The organism is Streptomyces sp. NPDC087845 (assembly GCF_044742755.1).
Taxonomy (GTDB): domain Bacteria; phylum Actinomycetota; class Actinomycetes; order Streptomycetales; family Streptomycetaceae; genus Streptomyces.
In genome coordinates this window covers 116,759-132,523 of sequence record NZ_JBIUVC010000010.1, presented here as the reverse complement: position 1 = coordinate 132,523, position 15,765 = coordinate 116,759, and the positions used below count along the sequence as shown (strand labels likewise).

The window sequence follows — 15,765 nt, the reverse complement described above, 5'->3', positions numbered from 1 at the left end:
CGAGATGTGCGCGACTCGTAAAGAAGAGTGCACACGATGATCGCACACGCGTCCCAGGGGGCTACTTGCCCAGGACCGCCTTCATCACGCTCTTCGCGATCGGCGCACCCAGGCGGCCACCGGAGATGTCCGATCGGGAGATGTCCATGTCCGTCGGGTCGATGAACACCGCGACCGCCACCGACTTGCCGCCGGTCTTGCCGTACGAGACGAACCAGCCGTACGGCACCTCGTCGTTCACGTTGACGCCGCGCTGCGCCGTGCCGGTCTTGCCGCCGACCGTGACGCCGTCGATCAGGGCGCGCTTGGCGCTGCCCTCCTTGGCCGTGAACTCCATCATTTCCCGGACCTTCTTCGCCGTCTCCTCGGAGACGGCCTGGCTCTTGAGCTTCGGCTCGTTCTTCTCCAGGACCGACACGTCGGGGCCGCGCAGCTCGTCGACGATGTACGGCTGCATCAGCTTGCCGTCGTTGGCGAGGGCGGCCGTCACCATCGCCATCTGCATCGGTGTGCTGGTGAGGCTGCCCTGCCCCATGCCCGTCAGCGCGGTTCCGGGCTTGTCCAGTTTGTTCGGGTAGAGGCTCTTGGTGGCGAGCATGTCGCCGAACTCGTCGGAGTAGACATCGGCGTTGAAGCCGAACTTCTCGGCGGTCTCCCGCATCTTCTCGGCGCCGACCTTGGAGGCCGCGTCGAGGAAGACGTTGTTGCAGGAGTACTGCATCGCGGTCTTCATGGACGCCTTGTTGCACACCGCGTCGCCGGCCTCGCTGCCGATCTTGTTCGTGGAGAGCGGCAGGGGGTACGGGGAGACGGCGTCGGACCGCGCGTCGACGTCGGTGACCACGCCGTTCTCCAGGGCCGCGGCCGCCGTGAGGATCTTGAACGTCGAGCCGGGCGGGAAGGTCTCCCGCAGCGGACGGTTGGCCAGCGGCTTGCTCTTGTCCTTGACGAGCGCCTGGAACTTGTCCCCCTCCTTGAACGAGTTCCCGGCGAAGACGGACGGGTCGTACGAGGGAGTGGAGACCAGGGCCAGGACCTTCCCCGTGCTCGGTTCCAGCGCGACGACCGCGCCCCGCGCGCCGAGGTCGGTCAGTCCCTTGTAGCCGGCCTTCTGTGCCTTCGGGTCGATCGTGGTGATCACATCACCGCCGCGCCGCTGCTCGCCGGTGATGATGTCCTTGGCGTGCCGGAACGCGAAGCGGTCGTCCTGGCCGCTGAGGATGTTGTCGTACGTCTTCTCCAGGAGGGACATGCCCTGCGCCTGGGAGGCGTATCCGGTGACGGGGGCGTACATCGGGCCCTGCTTGAAGGTCCGCCGGTACTTGAAGTCCGTTCCGTCGACCGCCTTGGATCCGGTGATCGCGTCGCTGCCCACGATGATGTCGCCGCGCGGGGTGGCGAACTGGGCGATCTTCACCCGGCGGTTCTTCTCGTGAGTGGCCAGGGACTCGCTCTGGAAGTACTGGAGCCAGTTCGCCCGCAGCAGCAGCGCCATCACCAGCAGCCCGCAGAATATGGCTATGCGCCGCAACGGCCTGTTCATCGTGATCCACTCCCGTTCCCATAACCCATTTGATCCTTAATGAATAAGGATGCCGGTTAGGCACGGATGGTTGCACCGGCAACCATCCGTGCGGGCCCTTCCGGCCGGGAGGTGCGGGCCGTCCCGGACGCGGCCGGGTGCGCAGGCCGTGGGCGTGGCCGTGGCCGTTCAGAGGTCGACCCTGTCCTCCTCGCGCCTGCGCCGACCGCCCACCGCCTGCCGTCCACCGCCCGCCGCCCGCCGTCCTTATCCTGTCCGGATGACCACGACGGCTGCGCCTCCCCTTGAACTCGTCATATTCGACTGCGACGGCGTACTCGTCGACAGCGAACGAATCGCCGTGCGCGTCCAGGTCCAGGTGGGCGCCGAGCTGGGGTGGCCGCTGACGGCGGACGAGGTCGTCGAGAAGTTCGTGGGCCGGTCGAACGTATCCATCGGCGAGCTGATCGACGCCCGCCTGCCGGGCCGGTCCGCAGCCTGGCAGCAGCGCTTCGAGCAGCTCCACCGCGATGCCGTCGACGCCGAACTCGTCGCGGTGGACGGCATCCACGAAGCACTGGCCGCCCTCACGCTCCCCACCTGTGTGGCATCGAGCGGCAGCCACGAGAAGATGCGCCACACCCTCGGCCGCACCGGGCTCCACTCCCACTTCGAAGGCCGCATCTTCAGCGCCGGCGAGGTCGCCCACGGCAAGCCCGCCCCCGACCTCTTCCTCCACGCGGCCCGGCGGATGGGCGTCGCCCCCGCCGCCTGCGTGGTCGTCGAGGACAGCAAGTACGGCGTCCAGGCCGCCCGTTCGGCCGGCATGCGGTCCCTGGGCTACGCGGGCGGGCTGACCCCGGCACACTGGCTGGAGGGCCCTGACACCGTGGTCTTCGACGACATGCGCAAGCTGCCGGTACTGCTGTCCGAACTCTCCCTCTCCCGCTGAGCAACTCCGCCGAACGGAAGGCCGCTACGACCGCCCGCCACAGCCGTCGTCCGCTGACGTTGCCGTCACCGTTGCCGTCAGACGGCACAGAGGCCCCACGAAATCACTCTCGGTGGGGCCTCTGAAACAGGCAGCGCTATTCCCGTCCTGCATCTGCAGAAACAGACGGAACAGAGCAGAGAACCTATCCACTGCCGTCAGACGGTTCAGCCCAGGTACGGCTTCTCGCACTGTTCCAGGAAGTGCTGGAGCCTGAGTCGTTGGGTGTGGTGCATCGGCAACTGCTCGATCTCGTCCGGCGGCACGAACCGGAGTTCGGTGGACTCGTCGGAGATCTCCAGCCGGCCGCCGGTGATGCGGGCGGTGAAGCAGACGTTGAACTGGCGGCGGACCTCGCCGTCGGTGTAGGCGATGATGTGTTTCGGGTCGGTGTAGGTGCCGACCAGGCCGGTGATCTCTACGTCGAGGCCGGTCTCTTCCTTGACCTCGCGGACGGCCGTGCCTGGCAGGGAGTCGGTGAGGTCCATACCGCCTCCGGGCAGGGCCCATAGGTCGTTGTCGCGGCGGCGCTGGAGGAGGATGCGCCCGTGATCGTCGGTGACGACGGCGGATGCGGCGACGACCATGCTGTTCGGCTTGGGCGCGTTCGGGTCGTCGTAGTACTCGGTGCGGACCATGATCAGCCTTCCTCCCGTACGGGGGGTGCCGTCGTCCACACGGCGTCGAAGCTGTTGGCGTAGGTGTCGAACATGCCGCCTGCTTCGTGTCGTCGAAGGTGCTATACGGGGGCGGCGTACGCGTTGACGCCCCAGAGGTGTGCGTTGACGAGTTGCTGGTCGTCGGCGCGGTAGAGGGAGTTGCAGAGCGTGGTTTCGTGGGTGCGGACTTCGATTCCGGGGGTGGCGAGCGGCCTGTAGTGCATGAGCGCGAGGCGGCAGCGGGATTCGATGCCGTGGCCGAACCGCTCCTCCTGGCCGCGGGCTTGGACGCGGTTGGGAATCCGGAATCCGGGCCGAAGAGGGACGGGCTCTCAGAACCGCTCTCGGTCGCTACAGATACTCCGCGTACGCGTCCAGCGCCCTCAGCACCTCCGCCTCTCCCGCCGGGGGCAGTTGCAGGACGACCTCCTCGATGCCCAGGTCCGCGTAGTGCGTCAGCTTTCCCGGGCTCGGGAGCACCGCGTAGGGGACCACCTGGAGCTGCTTCGGGTCGCGGCCGGCCGACTCCCAGGTCTCGCGCAGCTTCGGTACGGACTCCGTCAGGCCGCGGCCGCCGATCGGGAGCCAGCCGTCCGCGTACTGCGCGATGTGCGTGAACAGCTTCGGGCCCGCCGCGCCGCCGATCAGGGTGCGGGGGCCGTTCACCGGGCCGCGGGGCTTCCGGACCGGCTTCGGGTACGCGTGGCTGGCCCGGACGGAGCCGAACTCTCCGTCGTACGCCTTCGGTTCGTCGGCCCACAGGGCGCGCATCAGGGCCATGCGGTCGCGGACGAGTTCACGGCGCGTCGACCAGTTCACCCCGTGGTCCGCGGCTTCCTCGGCGTTCCAGCCGTAGCCGAGGCCGAGCGTGAACCGGCCGCCGGAGAGATAGTCGAGGGTGGCGATCTGCTTCGCCAGGTCGATCGGGTCGTGCTGGGCGACGAGGGTGATGCCGGTGCCGAGGGCGAGGCGTTCGGTGACCGCGGCGGCCTGGGCGAGGGCGACGAAGGGGTCGAGGGTGCGGCCGTACTCCGGCGGGAGTTCGCCGCCCGCCGGGTAGGGCGTGTCCCGGCTCACCGGAATGTGGGTGTGCTCGGGCAGCCAGAGCCCGGCGAACCCGCGCTGTTCGAGCTCGCGGGCGAGCCGTAGCGGCGTGATCGTCTCATCGGTGAGGAAGATCGTCGTGGCGATCCGCATGGGGAGGACACCTCCGTCGTGGTCCGGTGACGGCCCCAACGTATGCCGTGCGGTACGGAAAGCCGAGCGTCCGGAAGCGCGGGTCCCGGCCATTCCTCCCGCCGTTTCCCCGGAGTTCACGGCTCGCGGCCAGGGTCGGGTAGGTCACCCCTCGACCGCCACGACACCCCCGGGGAGCCCCGTATGCCCGTACCGCAATCCGCCCACGGCCGTCCGATGGCCAGGCGCGGCCTTCTCGTCGGAACGGCCGCCACCGCTCTGACGTTGGGAACTGTGAGCTTCGCCGACGCCGCGACCGGGGACGGCGCCCCGGACCGGACCAGGACCGTGCGCGGCACCCTGCCGGCCGGGTCGCCCGACTATGTCTACCTGCCGGTCGAAGTCCCGCGCGGGGTACGGGAGATCGCCGTCTCGTACACGTACGGGAAGACGCCCGTCCCGGCCGGGACGCAGGGCAACGCCCTCGACATCGGCATCTTCGACGAGCGCGGCACGGAGCTGGGCGGGCGCGGGTTTCGCGGATGGTCCGGCGGGGCGCGCACCGCCTTCTTCATCCGGGCGGACGAGGCGACGCCCGGCTACATCGCGGGGCCGGTGCGGGCAGGGACCTGGAACATCGCCCTCGGGCCGTACACCGTCGCCCCGGAAGGGCTCCCGTACGAGGTGACGGTCACCCTGCGCTTCGGGCCCACCGGGTCCACGCCGAAGCCCGTGTACCCGCCGGAGCGCGCGAAGGGGCGCGGGCGGGCCTGGTACCGCGGGGACTGCCATCTCCACTCCGTCCACTCGGACGGCAGGCGCACCCCGGCCGAGATCGCCGCCGCCGCACGCGCGGCCGGGCTCGACTTCATCAACAGCAGTGAGCACAACACGTACTCCGCGCACGGCGCGTGGGGCGGACTGTGGGGTGACGATCTGCTGGTCCTCACCGGCGAGGAGATCACCACCCGCAACGGGCATGTGATCGCGCTCGCGACCGACCCGGGCACCTGGATCGACCGGCGCTACCGGGCCCGCGACAACCGGTTCGGGCACTACGCGAAGGCCGTGCGCCGGGCCGGCGGCCTGGTCGTGCCCGCGCATCCGCACGCCACCTGCATCGGCTGCCACTGGAAGTTCGGCTTCGGCGAGGCGGACGCGGTGGAGGTGTGGAACGGGGCGTACACCCCGGAGGACGAGATCGCCCTCGCCGAGTGGGACAACTCCCTTGTGGCGGCGGTCCGTTCGTCGAAGCCCTGGGTTCCGGCGATGGGCAACAGCGACGCGCACCGGGAGCCGGACAGGGTGGGGCTGCCGCAGACCGTCGTCCTCGCCGACGAGTTGTCGCGCAGGGCGATCGTGGCCGGGATCCGGGCCGGGCGCTCCTACATCGCCGAGTCGTCCGCCGTGAGCCTGTCCTTCGGCGCCTCGGGCGGGCGCGGCCGGCACGCCGGGATCGGTGAGCGGCTGCGGGTGGACGGGGACGGCACCCCGGTCACCGTACGGCTGGAGGCGACCGGGGCGCCCGGCTGCACCGCGCACTTCGTCACCGATCAGGGCACGCTGTTCACGGCCGCGCTGCCGGAGTCGGGGGCAGGCACGGTGGAGTGGAGTACGACGCCGGCCTACGCCGCCTATGTGCGGGCCGAGGTCCGGCACCCGGCGACGGTGCCGGGGCTGCCGGGGGCACTGGCGGCGCTCACCAATCCGGTGTCCCTGGAGGGTTAGGGAGCAGTCGCTGCGCGGGCGGTCCCCTGCGCGGCCGGTGGCGCGAGCGTGCGAAGCCGTCGTACACACGCTCGTCGCTGGACGGCCGAAAGGCCAGCGACCAGCGCACCCAGCACCAGCCAGCCCGCCGGGCCGGCGGCCATCACCACGCCGGTCAGCAGCGGCGGCCCGGCGGACTTCTGGATGGACTGGGACATCCCCGCCACCCCCAGATACTCGGCGCGGGCGTTCTCGGGCGCGAGGAGGACCGCCAGCTCCCAGGAACTCACCGAGCGCATCAGCTCCGCCAGGGTCACCACGAGTGCCGCGGCGAGCAGTACGGCCGTGGCCACCCAGGTCCCGCCCCGGGTGGCCACGGCCAGGAAGGCGCAGCACACGAACATCAGGCCCCCGTACAGCAGCACCGCCCGCGTGGCCCGGCGCGGCCCCTCGGCCCGCGCCGACACGCTGATCTGGAGCGCCACGACCATCACGGTGTTGATGACCAGGAAGACGGGGACGAGGGCGTGCGGCGCCGAGGTGCGGTTCACCAGCCACAGCGGCAGACCGACGCCGAGGACCGAGTCGTCGAGGTTCATCGGAATGTCCAGCAGTACGAACGTGAGGTAGCCGCGGTCCCGCCACGGACTGGCCCTGCGGGCGGGCCGCTGCGGCTGCGACAGTGGCTGCGGGTGTGGCTGCGACTGCGACAGTGGCTGCGGATGCGGGTGTGGCTGCGGATGCGGGTGTGGCTGCGGGTGTGGCTCCGACCGCAGTGGCTCCGGCTGCGGCTCCGGCCGCGGCCCGTTGGCGGCTCCGGCCACCTCGACGGTCTCTTCCCGCGGCTCGTTCGTACGCCACACCAGCACCGCCGCGACGAGGAAGGAGAGCGCGTTGCCCAGGATCAGGGCCCGGTAGGCGCCGCCGGTCCCCACGGCCAGACCGAGGGCCGCGATCCCCGCGCCGAGCCCGTAGCCCGCGTTGGCCGCGCTGCGGGAGAGCGCCTGATAGGCCACGCGCCGCGCGCCTGCCGTCCGGGTGGCGAAGAGCATCTCCAGCGTCTTCGCCGCCCTGTCTCCCAGATAGGTGACGGCGACGACGGGCAGCAGCGCGTCGAAGCCGTCGCACATCAGCACCAGGGCGAGCGTCACCAGGCGGAGCAGGTGGCAGCCGATCAGCAGCGGGCGCACCGGGAAGCGGCCGGCCAGCCGTCCGGCGAGCGGGGAGCCCGCGATGCCCGCGACTCCGGCCACGCCGAGCAGCACCCCGATCTGCTGGGCGCTCAGATGCGTCACGAAGGTGAGATACAGGACCGAGGACGCGGCCCACAGCCCCGATCCGGTCCGGTCCACGGCCAGGGCGAGCAGCATGATCCGCGCGTTGCGACCGCCCGGCGGATTGCGCAGCTGGGCCAGGAGGCCCCGCCCGCCCCGCGCCGCTGAACCGCCTTGCCCCGTTGGTCCCGCCGAACCGCCCCGCCCCGCTGGTCCGCCTCGTCCCCCTGGCCCCGCCGGTCCGCCTTGCGGGGTCGCCGGTGCCCCGCTGTCCTTGTCGCGCCGCATGGCACGCCCCCTCAGATGTGTCCCGATGCGTCCCGATACATCCCGGCCGCATGCCTCGACATCGGGAGATCGGCAGATCAGGGGGAGCTTGCCGGGCCAACCATCTCGATGTCAAGATACTTGATGTCGACATACTTAGGGCCCCTGCACGCCCCGCCGCCCCTGTGCACCGCCCCTGTGCACTTCACGCCCGGGGGCGTCACAGTGGAAGGGGGACATCGGGCGGGGCTGCCGGAGGAGGTATCCGGATGGACGCGACCGGCGAGAACGACGACCGGCTCCGGGACTACCGCGGCAAACGGCACTTCGACGCGACCGCGGAACCGCACGGCGACGGGGAGCGGCCGGGCCCGGCGCCCTGCTTCGTCGTCCAGATCCACCAGGCACGGCGCATGCACTTCGACTTCCGGCTGGAGGTCGACGGCGTGCTGAAGTCCTGGGCGGTGCCGCGCGGTCCCTCGGAGAACCCGCGCGAGAGGCGGCTGGCCGTCCCCACCGAGGACCACCCGCTGGAGTACCGCACGTTCGAGGGAGTGATCGCGAAGGGCGAGTACGGCGGCGGCACGGTGATCGTCTGGGACCAGGGCACCTATCGGCCGCTCAGCCACGACCGCTGGGGCGCACCGGTGCCGTTCGAGCAGTCCCTGGAGAACGGGCACGCGACCTTCTGGCTGGACGGCACCAGGCTGCACGGCGAGTTCGCCCTCACCCGCTTCAAGAAAGGCGGCGAGGAGGGCGCCCCGGGCGGGGAGATATGGCTGCTGATCAAGGCCAAGGACCGGCTCGCCACCCAGGACGGGCCGGACGCGCCCGACCCGTACCGGGCCCGTTCGGCCCGTACGGGGCGCACGCTGCAGCAGGTCGCCGCCGAGGAGGGAGGCGGGTCTCCGTGACCGCGCGCCGGACCGTGGAGGTGCTTCTCGACCGGTACGGCACCACCTATGCCGCCGAGGCCGGTATCCGGCTGCGGAACACCCCGCAGCCCCTGTACCAACTCCTCGTCCTCAGCGATCTGCTGAGTGCCCGCATCCGGGCGTCCGCGGCGGTGGCGGCGGCACGCGCGCTGTTCGCCCACGGCATGCGGTCCCCGGACCGGATGATCGGAGCGACCTGGCAGCAGCGCGTCGACGCACTGGGCGAGGGCGGCTACCGGCGCTACGACGAACGGACCGCCACCCAGCTCGGCGACGGGGCGGAGCTCCTGCTGGTCGAGTACGGGGGCGATCTGCGGCGGCTGCGCAAGGAGGCCGACGGCGACCTGGACGTCCTGCGGGGCGGGCTGCGCAGGACCCCGGGCATGGGCCCGGCCGGTGCGGACATCTTCGTACGCGAGGTGCAGGCCGTATGGCCGGAGACGGCACCGTTCCTGGACGGGAAGGCACTTCAGGGCGCGGAGGAACTGGGACTGCCCGCCTCTCCGGCGAAGCTCGCACACCTGGCGGAGCAGGCCGAGGGAGAGGAGCGGGGCGGGGAGGCCGACGCGGTGCTCGCGGCGGCCCTGGTGCGTGCGGCGCTGGACAAGCACGTCGTGGACGACGTCATGGAGCACGCCACCTGAGGACGGCGGACGGCGCGGGACCGGAGCACCCGCCGCCCCCGGGCCACGGCCGACGCCCGGCGGCGGTGCGCCCGGCGGTCAGCAGCGGGCCGTTCGGGCCGGCGGCGCCGGGGCCTCGGGCGGTGAAGAGCGCGGCCGGACGGCTCGGCCGCCGGTCCCCCACGACCAACGCCCGCCAGTCCTCCACGACCAACGCCCGCCAGTCCTCCACGACCAACGCCCGTCAGTCCTCCACGACCAGCGCCGGAGTCTCCTTCGTCAGCACCTCGCCGCGGAAGAACGCCGGGCTGCGGCGCCGCATCACCAGCATCAGCACCACGCCGAGCAGCAGCAGCCCGACACCGATCACGAACACCGAGCCGACCCCGAAGACCGACGAGCCGGAGCCGTACGCGGGATTCCACATGTCGTAGAGGGTCTTGCCGAAGACCGCGGTGAGCAGGATGCCGCCGACGACCGGGAAGAGGCCCTTGAAGACCAGATCGCGGACGGAGCGGGTCAGCTCGGCGCGGAAGTACCGGGCGCAGGCGAAGGCCGTCAGCGCGTAGTAGAAGCAGATCATGAGGCCGAGCGCGTAGATCGTGTCGACCAGGACGTGTTCGCTGACCAGGGTCATGACCGTGTAGAAGACGCCGGTCGCCACGCCCGCGGTGACCGTGGCCCTGCCCGGGGTCCGGAAGCGCGGGTGGACGCGGGCGTACGAGGCGGGCAGGGCCTCGTAGGTGGACATCGCCAGGACGGTGCGGGCCACCGGGATGAAGGTGGTCTGCAGGCTCGCCGCCGCCGAGGCGAGTACGGCGATGAAGAGCAGGACGCCGAGGCCGGGGCCCATGACCGGGCCGGCCAGTGCGGCGAAGACGTTGTCGGAGTGGGCCGGGTTGGCGAGGCCGAGACCCGAGCCGCCGGAGCCGACGGCCATCTGGGCGGCGACACCGGTCGCCAGGTAGGAGCCGACGAGCACGACCATCGCGATGAGAGCGGCGCGCCCGGGGGTCTTCTCGCTGCCGATGGTCTCCTCGTTGGCGGTCAGGCAGGTGTCCCAGCCCCAGAACATGAAGATCGACAGCGAGAGCCCCGCCGTGAACGCCGCGAAGGACTGCACCGCGAACGGGTTCAGCCAGGACCAGGAGAAGTGCAGCGACGAGGCGAACTCCCCGCTGCGCGCCTTCTGTACGGCCATCACCACGAACAGCGCGAGGACGACGAGCTGAAGGCCCACCAGGGCGTACTGGATCCCTTTGGTGGCCGTCATGCCCCGGTAGCTGATCGCCGTGGCGATGGCGATCAGGATCAGGCAGCTGAGGATGTGGACGGGTTTGCTGTCGTCCAGGGCGGCGATCGAACCCTTGCCCGTGATCTCGCCCGCCAGGAGCCAGAAGTACGAGGTGGCGACGCCCGCCAGGTTCGACAGGACGATGATCGTCGCGATGACCAGGCCCCAGCCGCACATCCAGCCGACGCGCGGGCCGAACGCCTTCACCGTCCAGGTGAAGGAGGTGCCGCAGTCCGGCATGGCCTTGTTGAGTTCGCGGTACGCGAAGGCGACGAGCAGCATCGGCAGGAAGCCGGCCAGGAAGACGGCGGGCATCTGCACGCCGACCTCTCCCGCCGTGGAGCCGAGCGTGGAGGTGAGGCAGTAGACGGGGGCGACGGTGGAGATGCCGATGACCGCGCTGCCCATCAGGCCGACGGAGTTCCCGCCGAGGCCCTTGCCGCGCACTCCGCCGTCGGCCGGGGCGGCTCCCCGGACCGTGTCTCCGGCCTGCGGCCGCACGTCCAGCTGTGTCATGGAAAGGACGTTAAGCGCTGCGATATCCACATTCGGAGGATGAGACTCCGCCCTCCCATCCTTGAATTTCGGATGACAGAACGGATAAGTGAGCGTGAATTGAAGGCGATCGACGCACACGCCCTTCCAATAAGAGGCCGATCCCTGATCGCAGCACCGTACGGGAATCGCAGCACTGTCCGTTTTGTGGGGATTCAAAATTTTCCCGCGGGTGTCCGCTCAGCGGACACCCGCCGGGCCGCGCACAGCGTCCACCGGTTCAGCCCGGCCAGACGATCGCCTGGAGTTCGCTGTACGCGTGCAGGGCGTAGGAGCCGACATCGCGCCCGACGCCGCTCTTCTTGAACCCGCCGAACGGGGCCTCCATGTTCCGCCCGACGGTGTTCACCCCGACCCCGCCCGCGCGCAGCCGGCGGGCCACCCGGAAGGCCCGTGCCACGTCCGAGGACCAGACGTAGTCGATCAGTCCGTAGTCGCTGTCGTTGGCGAGTGCGATGCCCTCCTCCTCGTCGTCGAAGGGGACGACCACGACGACCGGGCCGAAGATCTCCTCCCGGACGACGCGCATGTCGTGAGTGCAGTCGGCGAGGAGGGTGGGCGCGACGTAGAAGCCCCGGCCGGGTCCGGCCGGGCGTTCGCCGCCCGTGACGATCCGCGCCCCCTCCTTCCGGCCGAGTTCGACGTACGACTCGACGCGGTCGCGGTGGGCGGCGGAGATGACCGGGCCGACGACCGTGCCCCTGGCCGTCGGGTCGCCCACCTTCAGATGGCCCGCGTACGCGGTGAGCTTCTCGATCAGGGCGTCGTGGGCCGCGCGCTGGACGAGGACGCGGGTCGGGGCCGTACAGATCTGCCCGCTGTAGAAGGAGAACGTGGTGCCGATGCCCGCCGCCGCGGAGTCGAGGTCCGCGTCGTCGAGGACGACGGCGGCGCCCTTCCCGCCCAGCTCCATCAGCTGACGCTTCATCGAGCGCCCGCACACCTCGGCGATGCGCTGTCCGACGGCGGTGGAGCCGGTGAAGCTGACCATGTCGACGTCCTCGCAGTCGACGGCCGCCTCGCCCGCCTCCGGGCCCGATCCGGTGACGACGTTGACGACGCCCGCCGGAACGCCCGCCTCTTCGAGCGCCTCGGCCATCCGGTAGACGGAGAGCGGGTCCTGCGGTGCGGGCTTCACGACGACCGTGTTGCCCATGGCGAGTGCGGGGGCGACCTTGCCGGCCGGGTTGGCCCAGGGGTTGTTGTACGAGGTGATGCAGGTGACGACGCCCACCGGCTGGCGTACGGCGAGCGCCCCGAAGACACCGGCCCGGCCCATCGGCCCGGCCTCGTTGATCTGGGGTGCGACGGCTTCCTCGACCGGCTCCAGGGCGCCCCTGGCGTACCGGCGGAAGCGGGCGGCGCCGACGGCGACCTGCATGCCTCTGGCCGTCGCCGTGGTGGCGCCGCTCTCCGCCTGGGCGAGCGCGGCGTTGCCGGCGAGGTCGCGCTGCATCAGGTCGGCGGCCCGGTCGAGGATCGCGGCCCGCTCCTCGGGGCGGGTGCGGGACCAGCCGGCGAGGGCCTCGCGGGCCGCGGACGCCGCCGTGTACACCTGCTCACGGCTCGCCTCGGGGGCGAGGCCGACGACCTCCTCGGTGGCCGGGTTGATCACCTCGTAGTGCCCGTGGTCGGGTTCGGTCCACTGCCCGCCGATGAACAGGCGCCGGTTCCGGTCGCTCATACGGTGCTCACCGTCCGGGTGTCGCGGCCCGAGCGCAGCACCGTACCGGGGACCGCGCCGGTCACCTTGTCGTCGCGCAGGGTCTCCACCCCGTTGACGCGGACGGAGACGATGCCGATGGCCTTGGAGTCGAGCCGGGGGCTGTCGCCGGGCAGGTCGTGCACGAGGGTGGCGGGCCCGGCGTCGATGCGTTCGGGGTCGAAGAGGACCAGGTCGGCGTGGAAGCCCTCCTGGATCCGGCCCCGGTCGCGGAGCCCGAAGAGGCGGGCGGGATCGTCGGTGAGCATCCTGACGGCCTGTTCGAGGGGGAGGAGCTTGCGCCGGCGCAGGCAGTCGCCGAGGAAGCGGGTGGTGTACGGGGCGCCGCACATCCGGTCCAGGTGCGCGCCCGCGTCGGAGCCGCCGAGCATGACGTCCTCGTGTTCCCAGGTCTGCTGTCGCAGCGCCCAGGAGTCGGGGTCGTTGTCGGTGGGCATGGGCCACAGCACCGTGCGCAGTCCGTCGTTGGCGCAGATCTCGACGAGGCAGTGGAAGGGGTCCTGGCCGCGTTCTGCGGCGATGTCGCCCACGACGCGTCCGCTCAGCCCCTCGTTGGCGGCGCTGTAGGTGTCCCCGATGACGTAGCGGCCGAAGTCGGCGAGGCGGCGGAAGACGCCGGCCTCCTTGCTGTCGGCGCGGCGCAGCATCTCGGCGCGGGTGGCGGTGGAGCGGAGCCGCTCGATGCGTTCGGGGACGGGAAGGGCGAGGATGTCGCCCCAGCCGGGGATGAGGTTGAGGGCGCAGAAGGTGCCGAGCGACATGTTCATGGGCGTGAGGATCGGCATGGTGAGGGCGACGATCCGGCCGCCGGCCCGGCGGGCCCGTTCGCTGGGGACGAGCTGGCGCGGTACGCGTTCGGGGACGGCGGCGTCGATGGTGAGGACGTTCCAGTTCAGCGGGCGTCCGGCGGTGGCCGTCATGTCGACGAGGAGTTCGATCTCTTCGTCGGCGAACTGGTCGAGGCAGCCCGCGACGATCGCTTCGAGCTGGGTGCCCTCGTGCTCGCCGACGGCGCGGGAGAGGGCGAGGAGCTCCTCGGGCAGCGCGTGCCGGGAGGCGACCGGTCGTCCGTCCCCGTCGGAGTGGGTGGCGGACTGGGTGGTGGACAGCCCCCAGGCCCCGGCGTCCATCGCGTCGTGGAGGAGCGCGAGCATGGCGTCGAGCTGCTGGGGGGTGGGCTGCCCGCCGATCGCGTCGGCGCCCATGACGTGTCTGCGCAGGGCGCAGTGGCCGACCATGAACCCGGCGTTGACGGCGATCCGTCCTTCGAGGGCGTCGAGGTATTCGCGGAAGCTGGACCAGTTCCAGTCGACCCCCTCCTCCAGCGCCGTGAGGGCCATGCCTTCCACCCGCGCCATCATGCGGCGGGTGTAGTCGGCGTCCTCGGGGCGTTCGGGGTGGAGCGGGGCGAGGGTGAAGCCGCAGTTGCCTCCGGCGACGGTGGTGACGCCGTGGTTCATGGACGGGGTGGCGTACGGGTCCCAGAAGAGCTGGGCGTCGTAGTGGGTGTGGGGGTCGACGAAACCGGGGGCGAGGACGAGGCCGGTGGCGTCCTCGGCGGTGACGGCCTCCTCGGCGAGCGTGCCCGGTTCGGCGATGACGGCGATACGGCCGTCACGGATGCCGACGTCTGCGCGGTACGAGGGTCCGCCGGTGCCGTCCACGACGGTCGCTCCGCGGATGAGGTGGTCGAGCATGACGGGGGTCCCCTTCTGTGGTGGATGTGGAGCCGGGGTGCGCACGGCCGCGACCCGCACCCCGGCTCCACGCAGCGGCGGTCCGGGAAGACGCCGCAGCTTTCGGCGGGGCTGGATCCAGCCCCGCCGGGCGCGATCAAGCCCCTCCGGCGATTGAGGAGCGGGGTTCCGGGGGCAGAGCCCCCGGACCCACTACGCCGCGTCGCGGAAGCGGGACGTCCGATGCACCGGGTCCGTGTCGATCTCCGGGATCACGTGCTCACCGATCAGCCTGATCGAGTTCAGCGTGTCCTCGCGGCTGATCCCGATCGGCAGCCCGAAGCTCAGCTGATCCGCCCCCGCCTGCTCCCACCGCTTGCACTGCCGCAGCACCTCGTCCGGATCGCCGCAGATCATCAGCTCCTCGGCGATCAGGAGCTCGATGATCTCCTCGGAGTACTCCGGCAGCAGCTCCGGCCACTCCGGTATGCCCTCCGGCCGGGGGAACGTGTCGTGGTAGCGGAACAGCAGCGACTGCAGGTAGTTCAGCCCGCCGCCCACCGCGATCTCGACGGCCTTCGCGTGCGTCTCGGCACAGATGGCCGTGGAGGTGACCATGACGTTGTCGTTGACGAAGTCCCCGACGGGCTCGGCCTCCTTGACGGCCGTCTTGTAGGACTCGACCACCCACTCCATGTCGGAGACCTTCTGCACGCTGAAGCCCAGCACGCCGAGCCCCTTCTTCCCCGCCATCGCGTACGAGGACGGCGACCCGGCCGCGTACCACATCGCCGGGTGCGACTTCCCGTACGGCTTGGGCAGGATCTTGCGCGGCGGCAGCGACCAGTGCTTGCCCTGGAAGCCGGCGTACTCGTCCTGGAGCCACATCTTGGGGAACTCGGCGATGGTCTCTTCCCAGAGTTCCTTCGTGTGGTTCATGTCGGTGATGCCCGGCATGAAGCCGAGGATCTCGTGGCTGCCGGCCCCGCGCCCGGAGCCGAATTCGAAGCGGCCCTCGGAGAGGTGGTCGAGCATGGCGACCTTCTCGGCCACCTTCACGGGGTGGTTGACGGGGGCGAGCGGGTTGAAGATGCCGGATCCGAGGTGGATGCGGTCGGTGGCGTGCGCGAGGTAGCCCAGGTACACATCGTTGGCCGAGAGATGCGAGTACTCCTCCAGGAAGTGGTGCTCGGAGGCCCAGGCGTACTTGAAGCCGGACTTGTCCGCCTGGATGACGTACTCGGTCTCCTCGATCAGCGCCTTGTGCTCTGCCCCGGGGTCGCTCTTGGCCCGTGCGGCGGGCACGTACCCCTGTACAAAGAGCCCGAATTCCAAGGGGGTTCACCGTCCTCAATCGTTTCTG

12 protein-coding genes and 1 pseudogene are annotated in these 15,765 nt (G+C 70.8%); 4 read left to right on the top strand and 9 right to left on the bottom strand.

Translation table 11 applies throughout. The annotated features are described in order from the left end of the window. Nucleotides 1-61 precede the first annotated feature (61 nt). The gene (locus tag ACIOMQ_RS25415) at nt 62-1,543 is read right to left on the bottom strand and encodes a penicillin-binding protein 2 (protein ID WP_362199441.1); all 1,482 of its coding nucleotides are present in this window, start codon (nt 1,541-1,543) and stop codon (nt 62-64) included. Nucleotides 1,544-1,802: 259 nt separating this feature from the next. Here ACIOMQ_RS25415 and ACIOMQ_RS25410 point away from each other — a divergent pair, with 259 nt between their 5' ends. Next, nucleotides 1,803-2,474 (top strand): HAD family hydrolase, encoded by a 672-nt coding sequence (locus ACIOMQ_RS25410; protein WP_402190453.1) that lies wholly within the window; start codon nt 1,803-1,805, stop codon nt 2,472-2,474. Nucleotides 2,475-2,680: 206 nt separating this feature from the next. Here the strand turns inward: ACIOMQ_RS25410 and ACIOMQ_RS25405 are convergent, their stop codons facing one another. The 3 genes and pseudogenes from ACIOMQ_RS25405 to ACIOMQ_RS25395 form a co-directional block, all read right to left on the bottom strand. Beyond that, entirely contained in the window at nt 2,681-3,151 is a 471-nt protein-coding gene (locus tag ACIOMQ_RS25405) for an NUDIX domain-containing protein (RefSeq protein WP_401266251.1), read from the bottom strand. Nucleotides 3,152-3,153: 2 nt separating this feature from the next. Beyond that, a pseudogene (locus ACIOMQ_RS25400) lies at nt 3,154-3,468 on the bottom strand (XRE family transcriptional regulator); the annotation flags it as partial. A gap of 55 nt (nt 3,469-3,523) precedes the next feature. Next, nucleotides 3,524-4,369, bottom strand: a complete 846-nt coding sequence (locus ACIOMQ_RS25395; protein WP_402190449.1) for an LLM class F420-dependent oxidoreductase — start codon at nt 4,367-4,369, stop codon at nt 3,524-3,526. A gap of 216 nt (nt 4,370-4,585) precedes the next feature. Between ACIOMQ_RS25395 and ACIOMQ_RS25390 the strand changes: the two genes are divergently transcribed. Next, nucleotides 4,586-6,076 (top strand): CehA/McbA family metallohydrolase, encoded by a 1,491-nt coding sequence (locus ACIOMQ_RS25390; protein WP_402190655.1) that lies wholly within the window; start codon nt 4,586-4,588, stop codon nt 6,074-6,076. Here ACIOMQ_RS25390 and ACIOMQ_RS25385 read toward each other — a convergent pair. Continuing rightward, nucleotides 6,073-7,425: an MFS transporter gene (locus tag ACIOMQ_RS25385; protein ID WP_402190446.1), complete on the bottom strand. Its 1,353-nt coding sequence runs from the start codon at nt 7,423-7,425 to the stop codon at nt 6,073-6,075. The genes ACIOMQ_RS25390 and ACIOMQ_RS25385 overlap by 4 nt on opposite strands. Nucleotides 7,426-7,865: 440 nt before the next feature. Between ACIOMQ_RS25385 and ACIOMQ_RS25380 the strand changes: the two genes are divergently transcribed. Beyond that, nucleotides 7,866-8,510 carry a DNA polymerase ligase N-terminal domain-containing protein gene (locus ACIOMQ_RS25380; protein WP_362199426.1) on the top strand — a complete coding sequence of 215 codons (645 nt, stop codon included), beginning with the start codon at nt 7,866-7,868 and terminating at the stop codon, nt 8,508-8,510. Then, a complete protein-coding gene (locus tag ACIOMQ_RS25375) occupies nt 8,507-9,175 on the top strand; it encodes an endonuclease (RefSeq protein WP_402190443.1) in 669 nt (222 codons plus the stop codon). Before ACIOMQ_RS25380 ends, ACIOMQ_RS25375 begins: the two co-directional genes overlap by 4 nt. Nucleotides 9,176-9,398: 223 nt before the next feature. On the opposite strand, the gene ACIOMQ_RS25370 is transcribed toward ACIOMQ_RS25375, so the two are convergent. The 4 genes from ACIOMQ_RS25370 to ACIOMQ_RS25355 all read right to left on the bottom strand — a co-directional run bounded on the left by ACIOMQ_RS25370 (nt 9,399) and on the right by ACIOMQ_RS25355 (nt 15,737). Further along, nucleotides 9,399-10,964 (bottom strand): APC family permease, encoded by a 1,566-nt coding sequence (locus tag ACIOMQ_RS25370; protein WP_362199420.1) that lies wholly within the window; start codon nt 10,962-10,964, stop codon nt 9,399-9,401. A gap of 259 nt (nt 10,965-11,223) precedes the next feature. Next, complete coding sequence (locus ACIOMQ_RS25365; RefSeq protein WP_401266242.1) at nt 11,224-12,687, bottom strand: aldehyde dehydrogenase family protein; 1,464 nt, start codon at nt 12,685-12,687, stop codon at nt 11,224-11,226. Then, nucleotides 12,684-14,423, bottom strand: coding sequence for an amidohydrolase family protein (locus ACIOMQ_RS25360; RefSeq protein ID WP_401266240.1), 1,740 nt, complete (start codon nt 14,421-14,423; stop codon nt 12,684-12,686). Before ACIOMQ_RS25360 ends, ACIOMQ_RS25365 begins: the two co-directional genes overlap by 4 nt. A 192-nt stretch (nt 14,424-14,615) precedes the next feature. Next, a complete protein-coding gene (locus tag ACIOMQ_RS25355; protein WP_362199411.1) occupies nt 14,616-15,737 on the bottom strand; it encodes an LLM class flavin-dependent oxidoreductase in 1,122 nt (373 codons plus the stop codon). Nucleotides 15,738-15,765 lie beyond the last annotated feature (28 nt).